Source organism: Streptomyces sp. NPDC001450, assembly GCF_053597295.1.
Genome location: NZ_JBSFHY010000037.1, coordinates 27,141 through 41,160, shown reverse-complemented (window position 1 = coordinate 41,160; position 14,020 = coordinate 27,141). Strand labels below are relative to the sequence as shown.

The 14,020-nt window shown below is 70.7% G+C and carries 14 protein-coding genes; 8 read left to right on the top strand and 6 right to left on the bottom strand.

The window, feature by feature from the left end; genetic code table 11:
* Positions 1 to 48: 48 nt before the first annotated feature.
* Positions 49 to 573, bottom strand: a complete 525-nt coding sequence (locus ACWC5O_RS33135; protein WP_450590645.1) for a DUF2617 family protein — start codon at positions 571 to 573, stop codon at positions 49 to 51.
* A 315-nt stretch (positions 574 to 888) separates the two neighbouring features.
* Positions 889 to 1,245, bottom strand: a complete 357-nt coding sequence (locus ACWC5O_RS33130; RefSeq protein WP_450590646.1) for a hypothetical protein — start codon at positions 1,243 to 1,245, stop codon at positions 889 to 891.
* A 139-nt stretch (positions 1,246 to 1,384) separates the two neighbouring features.
* On the opposite strand from ACWC5O_RS33130, the gene ACWC5O_RS33125 reads away from it, so the two are divergent.
* Positions 1,385 to 2,578 carry a pyridoxal phosphate-dependent aminotransferase gene (locus ACWC5O_RS33125; RefSeq protein WP_450590647.1) on the top strand — a complete coding sequence of 398 codons (1,194 nt, stop codon included), beginning with the start codon at positions 1,385 to 1,387 and terminating at the stop codon, positions 2,576 to 2,578.
* 42 nt (positions 2,579 to 2,620) lie between these two features.
* Here ACWC5O_RS33125 and ACWC5O_RS33120 read toward each other — a convergent pair whose 3' ends face one another.
* Positions 2,621 to 3,151: a YbjN domain-containing protein gene (locus ACWC5O_RS33120; RefSeq protein ID WP_450590648.1), complete on the bottom strand. Its 531-nt coding sequence runs from the start codon at positions 3,149 to 3,151 to the stop codon at positions 2,621 to 2,623.
* Between the two features lie 139 nt (positions 3,152 to 3,290).
* On the opposite strand from ACWC5O_RS33120, the gene ACWC5O_RS33115 reads away from it, so the two are divergent.
* Positions 3,291 to 3,761: a hypothetical protein gene (locus ACWC5O_RS33115; protein WP_450590649.1), complete on the top strand. Its 471-nt coding sequence runs from the start codon at positions 3,291 to 3,293 to the stop codon at positions 3,759 to 3,761.
* A gap of 212 nt (positions 3,762 to 3,973) precedes the next feature.
* Here ACWC5O_RS33115 and clpB read toward each other — a convergent pair whose 3' ends face one another.
* The gene (clpB, locus tag ACWC5O_RS33110) at positions 3,974 to 6,571 is read right to left on the bottom strand and encodes an ATP-dependent chaperone ClpB (protein ID WP_450590650.1); all 2,598 of its coding nucleotides are present in this window, start codon (positions 6,569 to 6,571) and stop codon (positions 3,974 to 3,976) included.
* Between the two features lie 162 nt (positions 6,572 to 6,733).
* Between clpB and ACWC5O_RS33105 the strand changes: the two genes are divergently transcribed.
* On the top strand, positions 6,734 to 7,147 hold the full coding sequence (locus ACWC5O_RS33105; RefSeq protein WP_450590652.1) for a pyridoxamine 5'-phosphate oxidase family protein: 414 nt from the start codon (positions 6,734 to 6,736) through the stop codon (positions 7,145 to 7,147).
* 155 nt (positions 7,148 to 7,302) lie between these two features.
* Here ACWC5O_RS33105 and ACWC5O_RS33100 read toward each other — a convergent pair whose 3' ends face one another.
* Complete coding sequence (locus ACWC5O_RS33100) at positions 7,303 to 7,638, bottom strand: hypothetical protein (protein ID WP_450590653.1); 336 nt, start codon at positions 7,636 to 7,638, stop codon at positions 7,303 to 7,305.
* A gap of 300 nt (positions 7,639 to 7,938) precedes the next feature.
* Here ACWC5O_RS33100 and ACWC5O_RS33095 point away from each other — a divergent pair, with 300 nt between their 5' ends.
* Genes ACWC5O_RS33095 through ACWC5O_RS33075 form a run of 5 tightly spaced genes read left to right on the top strand, consistent with a single transcriptional unit; the run spans position 7,939 to position 12,921 of the window.
* The gene (locus ACWC5O_RS33095) at positions 7,939 to 8,949 is read left to right on the top strand and encodes a helix-turn-helix transcriptional regulator (RefSeq protein WP_450590655.1); all 1,011 of its coding nucleotides are present in this window, start codon (positions 7,939 to 7,941) and stop codon (positions 8,947 to 8,949) included.
* A gap of 21 nt (positions 8,950 to 8,970) precedes the next feature.
* Positions 8,971 to 9,957 carry a helix-turn-helix transcriptional regulator gene (locus ACWC5O_RS33090; RefSeq protein ID WP_450590656.1) on the top strand — a complete coding sequence of 329 codons (987 nt, stop codon included), beginning with the start codon at positions 8,971 to 8,973 and terminating at the stop codon, positions 9,955 to 9,957.
* Positions 9,954 to 10,958 carry a helix-turn-helix transcriptional regulator gene (locus tag ACWC5O_RS33085; RefSeq protein ID WP_450590658.1) on the top strand — a complete coding sequence of 335 codons (1,005 nt, stop codon included), beginning with the start codon at positions 9,954 to 9,956 and terminating at the stop codon, positions 10,956 to 10,958. Before ACWC5O_RS33090 ends, ACWC5O_RS33085 begins: the two co-directional genes overlap by 4 nt.
* Positions 10,955 to 11,944 carry a LuxR C-terminal-related transcriptional regulator gene (locus tag ACWC5O_RS33080; protein ID WP_450590659.1) on the top strand — a complete coding sequence of 330 codons (990 nt, stop codon included), beginning with the start codon at positions 10,955 to 10,957 and terminating at the stop codon, positions 11,942 to 11,944. The genes ACWC5O_RS33085 and ACWC5O_RS33080 overlap by 4 nt, the downstream gene beginning before the upstream one ends.
* A complete protein-coding gene (locus tag ACWC5O_RS33075; RefSeq protein ID WP_450590660.1) occupies positions 11,941 to 12,921 on the top strand; it encodes a LuxR C-terminal-related transcriptional regulator in 981 nt (326 codons plus the stop codon). The genes ACWC5O_RS33080 and ACWC5O_RS33075 overlap by 4 nt, the downstream gene beginning before the upstream one ends.
* Here the strand turns inward: ACWC5O_RS33075 and ACWC5O_RS33070 are convergent.
* A complete protein-coding gene (locus ACWC5O_RS33070) occupies positions 12,884 to 13,927 on the bottom strand; it encodes a LuxR C-terminal-related transcriptional regulator (protein WP_450590661.1) in 1,044 nt (347 codons plus the stop codon). The two genes, ACWC5O_RS33075 and ACWC5O_RS33070, sit on opposite strands and share 38 nt — an antisense overlap.
* Positions 13,928 to 14,020: the final 93 nt, after the last annotated feature.

Genomic DNA, 14,020 nt, shown 5'->3' with positions numbered 1-14,020 from the left:
GCTGACGCATGACGGGTTTATGTCGGCCGAGAGCGTGTCCGACGACTTCTAGCTCGACCGGGTCACCGTCACCCGCGACCCGACCCGGGTCCGCGTCGCCACCAACTGCCCGTCCTGCGGGTAGGCGTGCCAGGTACGCCAGTGCACCTGGCCCTCGTGACGCTGGGCCAGCATCGCGGTGAAGGCGTGCGGGCTGCCGGGGAAGACACCGGCGAGGCCGTGCGGGTGCTCGGAGACGAGGGCCAGCAACTCCTGGGCGCGGCCCGCGAACGAGCCCGGTGTGAGCACCTCGACGCGCGCCGCGAACTCGTACTCCCAGTCGCCGACCCGCTTGGCGACGCCCAGCGGCAGCGGGGTGCTGGACCCGGGAATGCACGCGACCGTCTCCGAGCAACTGCCCCGCTCCTCCTCCAGGAGTACCTGGTGGGATGCGCCGAGCAGTCTCAACTGCAGCTTCGCCCCGGTCAGTTCCAGATCGAGGGTGGCCAGGGCGGGCAGCGGCTCGCGCCCCAGGGCCCAGGCCAGATCGGCAGCGCGGGTATCGGTGTAGGAGGTGTTGAGGGTCGTGAGCATGGATCGGCTCCGCTAACACGCAAAGAAGAGGGGGGAGATCGGCCACGTCAGCCCGGTCAGCCCGGCCGGCCCGGCCGGGGAGGGGAGTCTGCAGGACGTCCGAGGGGCTGCGCTGGTGGTTTAGAGGGAATCATGAAGAGTGGCTCCGCCACAGCGTTTTTACCCAACTTCGTGGGGTTTCCATCCCTCAGAGGGCTCCACAGTTCAACTGTTCAACCACGGCGTGCGCCCGGCGCGTGGACGAAACGGTCAGGCGCCCGCGGAATGCCTTCGTCCGACGGGCGCCCGGGAGCGGTGAAGCTCGGCTGCCCCGTGTCAGCCGCCTCCCCCACACCCGCCACCGCCCCCGCCGCAAGAAGAACCGCCACCGCAGGAGGAGCCCCCGCCGCAGGAGGAGCCCCCGCCGCACGACGAGTGACCGCCTCCGCAGGAGTGGTGGCCACCCGAGTGATGGCCACCGGAGTGATGGCCACCGGACGACGAACCGCCGCCCCCGTCGCCGGCCCACCAGCTGGCACCCGCGCTGGACGACGACGAGCCGTACGCCCGGTTCCGCCCGCGTCCCTTGCCGAGCGACGGCCCGGCATGCCGCTTGCGGCGGATCCCGCTCGCCACGGTCAGCACAACCACGCCCGCCACCAGCATGATGAGTTCGATCGCGGTGTCACTCATGGCGTCGCCCTCCTTCCGTTCCCCCGAAGCGGCCCCCGTGGACGCCTCGTCCTTCCCGCCTGTCGTGCGGTGACGGGGGGATTCCCGGCCGTCTTGTGGGTCAAAGCAGAGTTGAGGAACTCCAGAGCTTGGGCGCAGGATGGCCGGCATGACCTCCAGCGCGCGCCCGCACCTCAACCGCCGTCTCGCCGAGTTCGGGACGACGATCTTCGCGGAGATGTCCGCCCTCGCCGTGGCGACCGGGTCGATCAACCTGGGCCAGGGCTTTCCCGACACCGACGGCCCCGAGGAGGTCCGGGAGGCCGCCGTACGCGCGCTGCGCGACGGCCGCGGCAACCAGTACCCGCCGGGCCCGGGCGTCCCCGAGCTGCGCACCGCGATCGCCGCGCACCAGCAGCGCCGCTACGGGCTGTCGTACGACCCCGACACCGAGGTACTGGTCACGGCGGGCGCGACGGAGGCGATCGCGGCCTCGCTGCTGGCGCTGCTCGAGCCGGGCGACGAGGTCGTGGCCCTGGAGCCGTACTACGACTCCTACGCGGCGAGCATCGCGATGGCGGGCGGGCGGCGGGTGCCGGTGACGCTGCGGCCGTCCTTCGCCGAAGGGGCGCGTTTCCGGCTGGACCTGGACGAGCTGCGCGCGGCGGTCACGGACCGCACCCGGCTGCTGCTGATCAACACCCCGCACAACCCGACCGGTACGGTCCTCACGCGCGCGGAGCTGGCCGCGATCGCCGAGCTGGCGGTGGAGCGGGACCTGCTGGTGGTGACGGACGAGGTCTACGAGCACCTGGTCTTCGACGACGCCGAGCACCTGCCGCTGGCCGCGTTCCCGGGGATGCGCGAGCGGACGGTGACGATCGGCTCGGCAGGCAAGACCTTCTCCTTCACCGGCTGGAAGGTCGGCTGGGTGACGGCGGCGCCGGAGCTGGTGACCGCGGTCCGTTCGGCGAAGCAGTTCCTGACGTACGTCTCCTCGGGCCCCTTCCAGTACGCGGTGGCAGAGGCCCTGGCGCTCCCGGACACCTACTTCGAGGCGTTCCGCGCCGACATGCTGGCCAAGCGGGACATCCTGGCGGCCGGCCTTTCGGAGGCCGGCTTCGAGGTCTTCAGGACGGCCGGCACCTACTTCATCACGACCGACATCCGCCCCCTGGGCGAGAAGGACGGCTTCGCCTTCTGCCGGGCCCTGCCGGAGCGGGCGGGCGTGGTGGCCATTCCCAACGCGGTCTTCTACGACGACCGCGAGGCGGGAGCGCCGTTCGTGCGGTTCGCGTTCTGCAAGCGCGAGGAGGTCCTGCGGGAGGCGGCGGAGCGGCTGCGCCGCATGTGAGCCCTGTCCGGGGGCTGTGGCCCCCGGACCCGGCCGACTCGGTTACTCCCCGTCTTCCTCGGGCTTCTCCGCGTCGTCGATCTCCTGCTCCAGACCCAGCTGCTCGACCAGCCACTTGTCGAACTCGATCGCGGCCCGCACCCAGCTGACCGTGGACGAGACCCAGTGGTTGATGTCGACGCCGGTGCCGATCAGCATCTGGGCCTCGCCGATGAGGCGGACAGTGCCGTCGTCGTGGGTGTGGGTGTACACCTTGGGCCACAGCGTGCGGCGGTTCCAGTCGTCGACGGACTCCAGCAGCTGCGGCCGCTCGTCGATCTTGTGGGGGCGGTCGTAGAAGGTCCGCACCGAGAAGACCGCCTGTTCGGCCTCCCCGCGGAACATGAAGTACGTGCGGAACTGCTCCCACGGCGCCGCGAGGTCTCCCTCCTCGTCGACGACGTACTTCAGCTCCATCTGGTCGAGGAGCTGCTTCACGAGGTCCTGATCCGGGACGACGGGGCCCGCCGGTCCTTGGGGCTGCGGCTCGGGCTGGCCCCCGAAGTTCGGAATCGAGGACGGGTCGATGGTCACCGTGTTTTTCCCTTCGTACGGATTCCGTCATCCTCCCCCATGCGGGGAGGGGGGTGGCAAGCCCCGCCGGGGTCTGTCAGCCGTCGGCTGACATGATCCGTCTGGTCAGGTGGAGGGTCGGCGAGCGATGGGGGTCGGCGTGGCGGCACGAGGGCGGACCAGATGGGGCCTGTTCGCGCTGATCGGGGCGTTTCCCGGCCTGGTCGTGGTGTGGCCGGCCGTGGTGGTGGTGCGGTTCGCGACCTCGGACTATCCGCTGGGCGGGGGACCGGAGAAGGTGCCGTGCGCCGAGGCGCTGGACTTCGGCGGGGCGAAGCTGCCGGACGGGGCGTACGACACCGACTGCATCGTGCAGGCCTGGATGGACACCGACTACGAGGCCACCTTCCGGATGCCCCGGGCGGGGGTGCGCGACTGGCTGAGGAGCACTTACCCGAAAGGGCCCGCGCCCGGCACGGAGCTGTGCGACCAGGGCGCGGACCTGTGTCTGAACCTGAACACCGACGAGCACCAGCCCCCGGCCGGCGTCGACGCGAACGCGGTCGTCGTGAACGTGACCTACGAGGGCCCGGACACCGCACGGGTGAACTTCTCCGCGTTCACCGTGTGACACGGGTGAGCGATGATGCGGTCATGCGCATACCAAGACCGGCGCGATGGGTGTTGTGGGCCCTGTGGCTGGGCTGTCTGGGGTTCTCGATCTGGTTCTTCTGGACGCTGTACGTCGCCGTGAGCAGCGTCTGAGCCGACCGCCGAAACGCCACGGCCCCCTCCTGCGGCCACCGGAGGTGAGCGGAGGAAGGGGCCGCACGCCGACGCGTCCTACAGCGTCTTGCCCGTCGCCGGGCCCACGATCAGCCCCTCGCCGAAGCGGTCCACGCGGACCGTGTCGCCGTCCTTGACCTCGCCGGAGAGGATCTCCTTGGCGAGGCGGTCACCGATGGCGGTCTGGACGAGACGGCGCAGCGGGCGGGCGCCGTAGGCCGGGTCGTTGCCCTCGTCCGCCAGCCAGGCCAGGGCCTCGGGGGTGACGTCCAGGGCGAGCCGGCGTTCGGCCAGCCGCTCGGCCAGGCGGTCGATCTGCAGCCGGGCGATGCGGGCCAGCTCGTCCTTGTTCAGAGCCGAGAAGACCACCAGGTCGTCGAGCCGGTTGAGGAACTCCGGCTTGAAGGAGGTGCGTACGGCCTCCAGGACCTGCTCCTTCTTCTCCGCCTCGCCGAGCACCGGGTCGACCAGGTACTGGCTGCCCAGGTTGGAGGTGAGCACCAGGATGGTGTTGCGGAAGTCGACCGTGCGGCCCTGACCGTCCGTCAGGCGGCCGTCGTCCAGCACCTGCAGGAGGATGTCGAAGACCTCGGGGTGGGCCTTCTCGACCTCGTCCAGCAGCACCACGGTGTAGGGGCGGCGGCGGACGGCCTCGGTGAGCTGGCCGCCCTCCTCGTAGCCGACGTATCCGGGAGGTGCGCCGACCAGGCGGGCCACGCTGTGCTTCTCGCTGTACTCCGACATGTCGATGCGGACCATGGCCCGCTCGTCGTCGAAGAGGAATTCGGCGAGTGCCTTGGCGAGTTCGGTCTTGCCGACGCCGGTCGGGCCGAGGAAGAGGAAGGAACCGGTGGGCCTGTCGGGGTCGGCGATGCCGGCGCGGGAGCGTCGTACGGCGTCGCTGACCGCCCCGACGGCCTCGGTCTGGCCGATGAGGCGCTTGCCCAGCTCGCCCTCCATGCGCAGCAGCTTCTGCGTCTCGCCCTCCAGCAGGCGCCCGGCCGGGATGCCGGTCCAGGCGGCGACGACGTCGGCGATGTCGTCGGAGCCGACCTCGTCCTTGACCATCGTGCCCCTGGCGGCCTCCTCCTCGGCCTCCGAGGCCTCCTCCAGCTCCTTCTCCAGCTGCGGGATCTCGCCGTACAGCAGCTTGGCCGCGGTGTCGAAGTCGCCGTCGCGCTGCGCGCGTTCGGCCTGGCCGCGCAGGTCGTCGAGGCGCTCCTTCAGCTCACCGACCCGGTTGAGGGACTGCTTCTCCTTCTCCCAGCGGGCGGTGAGGCCGCGCAGTTCCTCCTCCTTGTCGGCGAGGTCACGGCGCAGCTTCTCCAGGCGTTCCAGGGAGGCCGGATCGGTCTCCTTGGCGATCGCCAGCTCCTCCATCTTCAACCGGTCGACGGAGCGCTGGAGTTCGTCGATCTCGACGGGCGAGGAGTCGATCTCCATGCGGAGGCGGGAGGCCGCCTCGTCGACGAGGTCGATGGCCTTGTCGGGCAGGAAACGGGAAGTGATGTACCGGTCGGACAGGGCGGCCGCGGCCACCAGCGCGCTGTCCGCGATCTGCACCTTGTGGTGGGCCTCGTACCGGCCCTTGAGGCCGCGCAGGATGGCGATCGTGTCCTCGACGGTCGGTTCCGCCACCAGCACCTGCTGGAAGCGGCGCTCCAGGGCGGCGTCCTTCTCGATCCGCTCGCGGTACTCGTCCAGCGTGGTGGCGCCGACCATGCGCAGCTCGCCGCGGGCCAGCATCGGCTTGAGCATGTTGCCCGCGTCCATGGCGGAGTCCCCGCCGGCGCCGGCGCCCACGACGGTGTGCAGCTCGTCGATGAACGTGATGATCTGCCCGTCGGACTCCTTGATCTCGGCGAGCACGGACTTCAGCCGCTCCTCGAACTCACCGCGGTACTTGGCGCCGGCCACCATCGCGCCGAGGTCGAGGGAGACCAGCCGCTTGTCCTTCAGCGACTCGGGGACGTCGCCCTTCACGATCCGCTGGGCGAGGCCCTCGACCACGGCGGTCTTGCCGACGCCGGGCTCGCCGATGAGGACGGGGTTGTTCTTCGTACGACGCGACAGCACCTGCACGACCCGGCGGATCTCCTGGTCCCGCCCGATGACCGGGTCGAGCCGGCCCTCGCGGGCGGCGGCGGTGAAGTCGGTGCCGAACTTCTCCAGGGCCTTGTACTGACCCTCGGGGTCTGCGGTGGTCACGCGGCGTCCTCCCCTGGCCTTCTGGAAGGCCTCCTGCAGCTTCTTCGCATCGGCTCCCTGCCCCTGGAGCACCTCGCCGGCCGCGCCGCCCTTCGCGGCGATGCCGATCAGCAGGTGCTCGGTGGACAGGTACTCGTCACCCAGTGCCTTCGCCCGCTCGGCGGCGTCCGCGAGGACCGCGAGCAGCTCACGGTTGGGCTGCGGCGGCGCCACGGTGGAGCCGGTCACGCTGGGCAGCGAGGCGAGCACGCGCTCGGCGCCGGAGCGTACCGCCACCTGGTCGGCCTCCACGGCGGCCAGCAGGTCGGTGATGTTCTCGTTCTCCTGCCCCGCGAGCAGCGCGAGAAGCAGGTGGGCGGGCGTGAGGTCCGGGTGCCCCTCGGTCACGGCCCGGCTGCCGGCCGCGTTGATCGCGTCCCGGCTCCTGTTGGTCAGCTCGGCGTCCACGTTCGCGTTCTCCTCCTCGGCGTCGGCTCGCAGGCCGTGTCTCCGCTGTCACTCTCCCACTGCTGACTTAACCAGCGTACACAAAGTTGAGTCTATTCCGCTCAAGGTGCGGGATGCGGCTCCGTTGGGGGTTTGCAGCTTCCTGCAATTAGGTTTCGGGCCATGCCCACCTACTCCCAGGACCCGGCCGCCCCGGACGAGCCGTACCTCGCCTTCTGGCGGGAACGGCACCTGTGCACCCTGACCACGCTGCGTCCCGACGGCAGCCCGCACGTGGTGCCGGTCGGGGTGACCTACGACCCCGAGGCGCGGCTGGCCAGGGTGATCACGAACAAGACGAGCGCGAAGGTGTCCCACATCCTCGCGGCCGAGCCCGAGGGCGCGCGGGTCGCCGTGTGCCAGGTGGACGGCCGGCGCTGGGCCACGCTGGAGGGCCGGGCGTACGTGCGCACCGAGCCGGAGCGGGTCGCCGAGGCGGAGCGGCGGTACGCCGAGCGGTACCACCGGGAGCCCGCGGAGAACCCCTCCCGGGTGGTGATCGAGATCGAGTTGGAGCGGGCACTCGGGAGGGGCTGAGACGAGGCGGTCAACCGGTCGGTTTCAGCCACCTGGGATCGCTCCCATACTCGGAAATGTCGCCACAAACTGCAGCGGCGTCACCGTGTTCAGGTCACGGTGACGCCGCTGCGGGGGGAAGTACCTGAGCGATCTTTTACGACGGGGGAATCGCGTCAGGCACTGCGGGGGGTGGCCGAAATAGTCCTCAAGTCCGCGATCTCCGGTTCTGCCAGCCGGTGGTCACGTTGGTCCAGGTTCACAAAGATCATGCCGTACCGGATGGCGCACCGGACCGGCTGCGGCGCCCCGCGGGGCTTGCGCAGACACCGGTACGCCCGTACGTCCTCTTCCTCGTCACGGGTGACGACGACCGGCTCTCCGAACACGGTCACCATCAGCGAGTCACCGCTGTGGGGGATGGCGGTGACCAGGTCGATGAAGTGCCAGCCTGAGCGGTAGGCGGTGGCCATTTCACGTCGGAAGGAGCGGTCGTCCGGTGGAGTGGTCACGTCAGCTCCAGACCGTGTCGTCCGGGACGGCGGGAGCGGCGTCCGTGGCGACCTGACCCGTGTCAGCCTTGACGACAGACCAAACGGTGTCCGCTCGCGCGTCACCCTTCGCGCCAGAGAGGCCACTCAGCGATCCGAAGGCCACAACGGCGGAGAAGGCGGCGACAAGTATCGAGCGAAGCATTCTCTTTCGCATAGTCGGCTTCGTCCTCACTTGAAAGTCCCCTCTTCCCCCGTCGAACAAGACGATGGCTCATTCGGGCACGTCATGGCCACACATTCAGTGCATCATGTTCCTGCATGTTCAGGACCCTGGGGGGTGGAGATTTGGTGACGAATCGCATTAAAGAGACACATCCCCACGCCTTGACCGATCTGTGCGAGGCGGGCAGCCGTCTCTACGCCAACGCGCTGCGCACAGGCCGTATCGCCCGCGCAGATGTGGGGATCGCCCCCTGTCTGATGGAGTTCGACCTCCTCCATCCCGATCCCGACGATCCGAACTGGCTGCGGCCCGTCCCCGCACCGGTCGCCCTGGCCCAGCGACTCAACCCCCTCGAGCGTGAAATCACCGAGCGCAGGAAGCTGTCAACCGAACTTGCTGATGCGTTCGAGCCGTTCATGGACCTCAGCGCCCAGGCGACGACGTCCGCGCACGCCGTCACCGTTCTGGAGGGTCTCGACCGGATCAACGCGGCACTCGACCTGGCCACGGCTCAGTGCCAGAGCGAAGTCCTCACGGTCCAGCCCAGCGCCCGTCACCCCGAGCGCAGACTCATCGAAGGGCTCGAACGTGACAAGCCGCTGATCGACCGAGGTGTCCGGATCCGGACCCTCTACCAGCACACCGCCAGGTACAGCCCCGAGCGACTCGCCTATGTGGACCAGTTCGCCAACGGCAAGGTGGAGTACCGCACCATCGACGAACTGGTGGAGCGGCTCATCATCTGCGACGACACCGTGGCGTTCATCCCCATCCGGGACGACCGTCAGGTGGCCCTGGAACTCCGGCACCCCGGTCTGGTCAGCTATCTGATCAAGGTGTTCGAGTTCATGTGGAACCGGGCGGTACCGCTGAGCGCCGGCGCGCCCTACGAGACCGCCCCCGACGGAATCACCGACATCCAGCACTCCATCGCCAAGCTCCTGGTCGAGGGCCATGTCGACGAGGCCATCGCCCGCCGCCTGGGCATGAACGTCCGTACCTGCCGCGCCCATATCGCCAAGCTCGCCCAGGCCCTGGGCAGCGGCAGCCGGGCCCAGCTCGGATTCCTCATAGCCCAGTCCGGAATCCTGAAGCAGGAGCCCTGAACCCCACGGGGAGAGCCATCCTTGACCGCAAGAGCGCACGACCACGGACCGGAGGAACTGTGCGAGGCGGGTCTGGGGCTCTACACCCGCGCGCTGCGTGAGGGCCAGGTCCCGGCCGAGGACGCCGACGCGCTGCCCTGTCTCCTCGACGCGGGACTCCTGCAGCCGGACGTGGCGGACGCGCAACGGCTGCGACCGGTCGCAGCCGCCGTCGCCCTCCCCCGGCTGCTGCGCACCGTGGACGAGGACATCGCCCACCGGCGCCGGCAGGGCGCCCGCCTCGCCGAGGCGCTGGAACCGCTCCTCGCCCTCGCGGCACCGGACCCGGCCCCGGCGGACGCCGCCGGCATCCGGATGCTGAGCGGACTCGACCGGATCAACATCGCCATCTCCGAGGCCATGGAGCGCGTCTCCGGGGAGATCCTCGCCATCCAGCCCCACTCCCGCGGGAACGAAGCCGCACAGAACGCCTCCCTGATCCGCGACCAGGCGCTGCTCGACCGCGGCGGCCGCATCCGCACCCTCTACCAGCACACCCAGCGCCACGTGCACAGGGTCGCCTCCCGCTACCAGCAGCTGCGCGGCGACGTGGAGGTCCGCACCCTGGACGAGGTCACCGAGCGGCTGCTCGTCATCGACCGCCAGGTGGCCTTCATCCCCGCGAACAAGGACCGCACCCTCGCCCTGGAGATCCGCAACCCGGCGCTGCTCGACTACTTCGCGATCATCTTCGACCGCCTCTGGCACCTGGCCAGCCCCATGTACCCCGAGGTCGCCCAGCGCCCGTCCCTGAACGGCGTCACCCCGCGCCAGCGCGCCATCGCCCGGCTGCTGACCGAGGGCCACACCGACACCGTCATCGCCGACCGCCTCGGCATGAACGTCCGCACCGCCCGCCTCCACATCGCCAAACTCGCCGCCACCCTCGGCAGCGAGAGCCGGGCCCAACTCGGCTACCTCATCGGGCAGTCGGGGATACTCGACCTGGAGGAGGAGATATCGGAGTGACCGCGGCACCACACCGGGACCACGGAGCGGAAGAGCTGTGCGCCGCCGGGGTGCAGCTGTACGAACAGGCCCTGCGCGACGGCTGGTTGTGCGCCGAGGAAGCCGTCGGGGCACCCTGCCTCGCCCGCTTCGGGCTGCTGCACCCGGCCCACGACGACCCCGCCCGCCTCGAACCCGTCGCCCCCGCCGCCGCCTTGATCCGCATGCTGCGCGACTCCCGCGCCCGGATCACGGACGCGTACCGGCGCGAGGACCGGCTGGTGGAGCAGTTCGAGCCGCTGATGCGGACGGATGGACCACGCCCCGCCGACAGCGGGGCCGACACCCCGCTGCTGCGCCTGCACAGCGGCACCCAGCGGATCAACCACGCCCTCACCGAGGCCATGGAGGAGGCGCGCCAGGAGGTCCTGTGCATCCAGCCGCACACCGGCCTCGCCGGTCCGCGCGGCGAGGTCGCCCATGACGTCGCCTACCACCGCGACCAGCGGCTGCTCGACCGCGGTGGCCGTATCCGCACCCTCTTCCAGCACACCGTGGTCCATCTGCCGGCCGTCCACGCCTACAACGAGCGGCTCGTCGGCGACATCGAGGGCCGCTGCCTGGACGAGCTGACCGACCGGCTCATCGTCATGGACCGCACGGTGGCCTTCCTCCCCGCCGCCGGCGACGGCACCCTCGCGCTGGAGGTCCGCCATCCCGCGCTGGTCGCGTACTTCGTGACCACCTTCGAGCGGCTGTGGCGGCTGGCCACCCCCGTGTACCCGCAACCGGTGCGGCGCCCCACCCTCAACGGCGTCACCCCGCGCCGGCGCGCCATCGCCCGGCTGCTGACCGAGGGGCACACCGACGCCGTGATCGCCGAGCGGCTCGGCATGAACGTCCGCACCACCCGGGACCACATCGCGAAGCTCGCCGCCACCCTCGGCAGCGAGAGCCGGGCCCAACTCGGCTATCTGATAGCGACGTCCGGGATACTCGAGCTGGAGGAGGCGGTCCGGTGAACCACCGCGAGCACGGGATCGAGGAACTGTGCGACGCGGGCGCCGAGCTGTACGAGCGGGCCCTGCGGGCCGGACACATTCGCGCCGTGGACGCGGCGGACGCCCCCTGCCTGACCGACCTCGGGCTGCTGCACCCGTCCGTCGACGACCTCGGCCGGCTCGAACCCGTCGCACCCGCCGCCCTGCTGAACCATCTGCTGCGCGGCTCCCGCGCCCGCATCGCCGAGGAACGCCGCCTCGAGGAGCGGCTGACGAAGCTGTTCGAGCCGCTGATGCGCGTCGAGCCCCGGCACAGTGCGCACACCGACACCCCCACCCTGCGCATCCTCAGCGGCACGGAACGCATCAACGGCGCCATCAGCGACGCCATGGCCCAGGCGGCCGACGAACTGCTCTGCATCCAGCCCAACGTCCACTACAACACCGAACGCGGCCGGGTCGCGCAGGCCGTGGCCATGGAGCGCGACCAGGCGCTGCTCGACCGGGGCGGCCGTATCCGCACGCTCTACCAGGCCACCCAGCGCCATGTGCCGCTGGTTCTCGCCCGCTACGAGGAACTGCGCGGGGAGGCGGAGGCGCGCACGCTGGACGAGCTGCCGGACCGGCTCATCGTCGCCGACCGCAAGGTGGCGTTCATCCCGGCCGGCGACGACGGCCTGCTCGCCCTCGAGGTGCGCCACCCGGCGCTGCTCCGCTTCTTCGTGACCGCCTTCGACCGCCTCTGGCGGCTGGCCACCCCGATGTACCCCGAGGCCGTCCAGCGCCCCACCCTCAACGGCGTCACCCCGCGCCAACGCGCCATCGCCGCCCTCCTCGTGGAAGGACACACCGACACCGTCATCGCCGACCGCCTCGGCATGAACGTCCGCACCGCCCGCGTCCACATCGCCAAACTCGCCACCACCCTCGGCAGCGACAGCCGCGCCCAGCTCGGCTACCTCATCGCACGCTCGGGGATCCTGGAGCGGGAGGAGGCGGTCCGATGACCCATCTCGAGCACGGCATCGCGGAGCTGTGCGCGGCCGGCGCCAAGCTGTACGAACAGGCCCTGCAGGACGGCCACGTACGGGCCGTGGACGCGGCGGACGCCCCCTGCCTGACCGATCTCGGGCTGCTGCACCCGGTCCTGGACGACCCGGAGCTGCTGGAGCCGGTCTCCCCGGCCGCGGCCCTGCACCGGCTGCTGAGCACCTCGGCGGCACGCGTCGCCGACGAACGGCGGCGCGAGGAGCGGCTGGTGGAGCAGTTCGCGTCGCTGATGCGGATCGACACCCCGCACGCCACCGGCCCCGGCACCCCCCTGCTGCGGCTGCACAGCGGCACCGAGCGGATCAACCGGGCCATCACCGAGGCCATGGCCGAGGCCACCGAGGAGGTGCTCTGCATCCAGTCGCACGCCGGGCTCAGCGGCCCGCGCGGCGAGGCCGCCACCGCGACCGCCCTCGCACGTGACCAGGCGCTGCTCGACCGCGGCGCCCGGCTGCGCGGCCTCTACCAGCACACCCTGCGCCATCTGCCCTCCGTGTACGCCACCTTCGAGCAGCTGCGGGGCGACGTCATGGCTCGTGGTCTGGACGAACTGCCGGACCGGCTGATCGTCATCGACCGCACGGTCGCCTTCGTCCCCGCCGACGAGGACGGCAGGCTCGCGCTGGAGGTCCGCCACCCGGCCCTGCTGACGTACTTCGTCACGACCTTCGAGCGGCTGTGGCAGTTGGCCACCCCGATGTACCCCGAGGCCGTCCAGCGCCCCACCCTCAACGGCGTCACCCCGCGCCAACGCGCCATCGCCGCCCTCCTCGTGGAAGGACACACCGACACCGTCATCGCCGACCGCCTCGGCATGAACGTCCGCACCGCCCGCGTCCACATCGCCAAACTCGCCACCACCCTCGGCAGCGACAGCCGCGCCCAGCTCGGCTACCTCATCGCACGCTCGGGGATCCTTGATCAGGAACCGTGAACGCGGCCGGCGGGCCGGGGTGCGGGGGGCCGTTCAGGCCCACCTGGGCTATGCGCACGCCCAGTTGGGTACGGCTCGCCGCGCCGAGGGTGTCCGACAGGCGGGCGATGTGGGCCCGGCAGGTACGGACGCTTATGCCGAGCCGCTCGGCGATCACCGCGTCCTGGTGGCCCTCGGCGAGCAGTGCGGCGATGGAGCGCTCGCGGTGCGAGATGCCCTCGATGCCGGTGTCGGGGAGGGGCGCCGTCAGCGGCAGGGCGAGCCGCCACAGCCGCTCGAAGACGGTGACGAGGTACTCGACCAGCGCCGGGTGGCGCAGCTCCAGGGCCATCGTGCGCTCGGTGTTGGCGGGGATGAAGGCGACCGTGCGGTCGAAGAGGATCAGCCGGTCGATGACCTCGTCCAGGGTGCGGGCCTCCACCGTGTCACCCATCAGCTCCAGGTAGTTGAGCAGCCCCTGCCCGTGCCGGGCCACATGCGTGTACAGGTCGCGCATGCGCACGCCCCGGCCGCGCAGCGCCAGCGCCCGGTGCAGTCCCTCGGTCAGCTCGGCCTCGCGCCGGATACCGCCGGGCTGCACGGTGAGCACTTCCGTGGTGCACGCCTCGGTCGCCTCGTCCATCGCGGCCTGGATGCGGGACAACCCGTCCAGCACACGGATGGCCGTGCCCTCGCCCGGTGCCGCCAGCGCCTGCAGCTGCCGGCCGAGACCGGCGTACCACTCGACCGCGGCCACCGCCGAACCCACCCGCTGCTGACTCTCCCTGACCTCGTCGTAGACCCCGCGCAACAGCCGGGTCATGACCTCCTGCGGGGAGGTCGGCACCAGCCAGTCCATGTCGTCCGGGTCGGGGTGCAGCAGGGCCAGTTCCAGCAGGCAGGGCACCTGTTCCGCGTCCGTGCGCGGCACCCGTCCCCGACGTACGGCCCGGGAATACACGCGATCCCCGGCCTCGCACAGTCGGTCGGCACCGTGGGGATGCTTCTCCGTCCCGTGCCTGGCCATCGCCCATTCCACCCCCGGCTTGCTGCCTCTTCCGCAGCGCAACTATGCGCGGCCGGGACCGGGTCCGCAACACGGCTCGACGCACCACGGGCG

Excerpts from the sequence above, each read along its gene's own strand:
- ACWC5O_RS33125 (WP_450590647.1), top strand. The coding sequence starts at position 1,385 with ATGGCCGGCATGACCTCCAGCGCGCGCCCGCACCTCAACCGCCGTCTC.
- ACWC5O_RS33070 (WP_450590661.1), bottom strand. The coding sequence starts at position 13,927 with ATGGCCAGGCACGGGACGGAGAAGCATCCCCACGGTGCCGACCGACTG.
- ACWC5O_RS33135 (WP_450590645.1), bottom strand. The coding sequence starts at position 573 with ATGCTCACGACCCTCAACACCTCCTACACCGATACCCGCGCTGCCGAT.
- ACWC5O_RS33130 (WP_450590646.1), bottom strand. The coding sequence starts at position 1,245 with ATGAGTGACACCGCGATCGAACTCATCATGCTGGTGGCGGGCGTGGTT.
- ACWC5O_RS33075 (WP_450590660.1), top strand. The coding sequence starts at position 11,941 with ATGACCCATCTCGAGCACGGCATCGCGGAGCTGTGCGCGGCCGGCGCC.
- ACWC5O_RS33105 (WP_450590652.1), top strand. The coding sequence starts at position 6,734 with ATGCCCACCTACTCCCAGGACCCGGCCGCCCCGGACGAGCCGTACCTC.
- ACWC5O_RS33095 (WP_450590655.1), top strand. The coding sequence starts at position 7,939 with ATGTTCAGGACCCTGGGGGGTGGAGATTTGGTGACGAATCGCATTAAA.